Source organism: Flavobacterium hibisci (assembly GCF_020026925.1).
GTDB lineage: Bacteria > Bacteroidota > Bacteroidia > Flavobacteriales > Flavobacteriaceae > Flavobacterium > Flavobacterium hibisci.
This window is the reverse complement of record NZ_JAIQDW010000043.1, coordinates 1-2,567: the sequence shown is the minus strand read 5'-3', so window position 1 is coordinate 2,567 and position 2,567 is coordinate 1. Positions and strand designations below refer to the sequence as shown.

Here is a 2,567-nt window from a genome sequence, read left to right as displayed (position 1 = left end):
CTTTGCAAGCTTCATCATCCGGCAGTTCTTTTATAAAGTTTAGTATGCTTTGTCCTTGAAATACTTCCATAGTAGTTGATTTTAAAGGCATAAATATACAGAAGCTAAATGATTAACTCAAAAAATTAATTTTATAAAAACTGTAACAAATCTAAAAAGATGAAGTCATTATAATAAACCAGCAATTATTACTTGATCACAACCAACCAAAATATCGAAGAATTAATCACGCTTTGTAAAGAGAATAATCAAAAAGCACAATTTGAAATTTACAATCGCTATTCCAAGGCTATGTACAATGTGGCTTACAGGATTGTAAAAGATGAACATTTTGCACAAGACGTCATGCAGGAAGGTTTTTTGAGAGCTTTTACTAAAATTAACGATTATAAACAGGAAGTTGCATTTGGAGCATGGCTCAAAAAAATCATTTTGAATCACAGCATCGATTTTTACAAAAAAAACAATGCTTTTCAGATGGAAGACCTGAACAAAACGCTTTACAAAATAGAAGAAAATGACACATTTTTCTCTGAAAGTATTGATTTTAATTCACTTAAAGTAAAACAAGTCCTGGATGCCATTGCGGGTTTAAAGGATAATTACCGAATGATTTTGACACTCTTTTATATTGAAGGTTATGATCAGGAAGAAATTAGCGAAATTTTAAATATCAGTTATGCAAATTGCAGGACTACATTGAGCAGGGCTAAAGAAAGTTTACGCAAAAAATTAGAAGAAGATATATGAAATTGCCAGTAAAAAAGATTTTCGAACAAAAAAAAAGCGATACCATATATTACCTATAAAAAATAAAATTTGGATATATGAAAAAGGAAAATGACGACTTAGACAAATTATTTAAAAAATTTGAAAACCAATGGGATATACAGGAAATGAATTCTGGTCATCAGATGGATTTTTTAAATAAACTGCATAAAAAGAAACCTAAAAGAAATAATTATTCGGTTTGGGCAATTGCTGCTTCAATAGTGATTTTATTAGGAGTATCTGTTTTTTACAACAATAATGAAAAACCTAAGGAATTTAAATTTGCATCAAAAGAAACCAAACAAACCGATTCTATTTTTAGTGTTTTAATTGAAAAAGAATTAGTTAAACTACAAGAAAAAAGCTCTCCGGAGAATGAGCAAATTATAAATGATGCTCTAAAACAAATGAAAGTTTTTGATGCTGATTATGAAAAAATCATAAAAGAACTTCAAAAAAACGGTGAAAATAAGCAAATCATTTATGCAATGATCAGCAACCTGCAAACCCGAATATCTTTTTTACAAACGGTTTTGAAGCGTATAGAAGAAAATGAAAATTTAAAAAACACTACTCATGACGAAACATTTTAGCATATTAATTTTATTCATTTTAATTCCTCTTACAGGATTTTCAAATGATGATACTTTTATTTCAAAGCAAAAAAACATTAAAAAAACCTTTATTGTTAACCCAAATGCAGGAATTGATATTGATAATAAGTACGGAAACATCACTGTATCAACCTGGGATGAAGATAAAATTGACTTTGACATTACTATAAAAGTTACCGGTGGAAACGAAAATTGGGTAAACGAAAAATTAAATAGCATTGACGTTGACATAAATGCGCTAAAATCTATGGTTACAGCAATTACAAAAATTGGAAGTTCAACTTTAAAAGTAAAAGGAAGCAGCAATAGCTTTGAAATCAATTACATAATCAAAATCCCAAAAAACGGCACAGTAAAACTAAATAATAAATATGGAAATATTACAGCGCTTGCTTTAGAATCAACAACGGATATTTCCTGTAAATACGGAAAAATCACTCTTGGAAAGTTAAATGGATCTAACAATCGTATTAAAATTGAATATTGTCAAAATTCAGCTATTGACTACATTAAAAACGGAATTATTCAGGCACATTATTCAGGTTTAAAAATAAATGATTCCGGAAATTTAACTTTAGATACTAATTATACAGATTTAGTCATTTCTGATGGCCAAACCATTAAATACGACTGTAATTACGGAAATTTTAAATTTCAAAAAATAAACTCACTCTCAGGATCTGGTAATTACCTCACAATCAATGTTGCAGAAATTTCAAACAATATAAATATTGATGCCAATTACAGCAAAATAAACGTTGGAATAATTACAGAAAAAGCTAATAATATCAATATCAATACAGGCTATTCTGATGTTTCCCTTGGATACGACACCAATTATACATTTGATTTTAATATAAATACCAAATACGGCAATATCAAAAAAGATAATTCATTAGATGTTTCTTCAACTGAAAGTAAATCCACTTCAAAAAAAATAAGTGGTTACAACAAAAGAAAAGGTCAAAATAAGGTCACCGTCAATTCGAATTACGGAAATGTAAGCTTAATCAAAAAACAATAATATCTTAGAACAGTTATTCAATCAGAAAAACGAGGCTGTCTCAAAAGTGAGGCAGCTTTTTTTGTGGCATAAAAAAAAGGAAAGTTTTCGCTTTCCTAATTCTTGCAATTTAATTAAATTGCGGTGTGTGTATAGCTTCAAAAGTAGTCTTTAAAGAT

At 28.7% G+C, this 2,567-nt stretch carries 3 protein-coding genes; all 3 read left to right on the top strand.

Annotated elements, in window-relative coordinates; translation table 11 throughout:
- The first annotated feature begins 192 nt into the window (after nt 1-192).
- The 3 genes from K8B81_RS20750 (at nt 193) to K8B81_RS20740 (ending at nt 2,409) form a co-directional block, all read left to right on the top strand.
- A complete protein-coding gene (locus K8B81_RS20750) occupies nt 193-750 on the top strand; it encodes an RNA polymerase sigma factor (protein ID WP_223683436.1) in 558 nt (185 codons plus the stop codon).
- Nucleotides 751-827: 77 nt separating this feature from the next.
- On the top strand, nt 828-1,364 hold the full coding sequence (locus K8B81_RS20745) for an anti-sigma factor (RefSeq protein WP_223683435.1): 537 nt from the start codon (nt 828-830) through the stop codon (nt 1,362-1,364).
- A complete protein-coding gene (locus K8B81_RS20740) occupies nt 1,348-2,409 on the top strand; it encodes a hypothetical protein (RefSeq protein WP_223683434.1) in 1,062 nt (353 codons plus the stop codon). The genes K8B81_RS20745 and K8B81_RS20740 overlap by 17 nt, the downstream gene beginning before the upstream one ends.
- The last annotated feature ends 158 nt before the right edge of the window (nt 2,410-2,567 follow it).

Bases quoted from the DNA above. Each gene is read 5' to 3' on its own strand.
- K8B81_RS20745 (WP_223683435.1), top strand. From the start codon at position 828: ATGAAAAAGGAAAATGACGACTTAGACAAATTATTTAAAAAATTTGAA.
- K8B81_RS20740 (WP_223683434.1), top strand. From the start codon at position 1,348: ATGACGAAACATTTTAGCATATTAATTTTATTCATTTTAATTCCTCTT.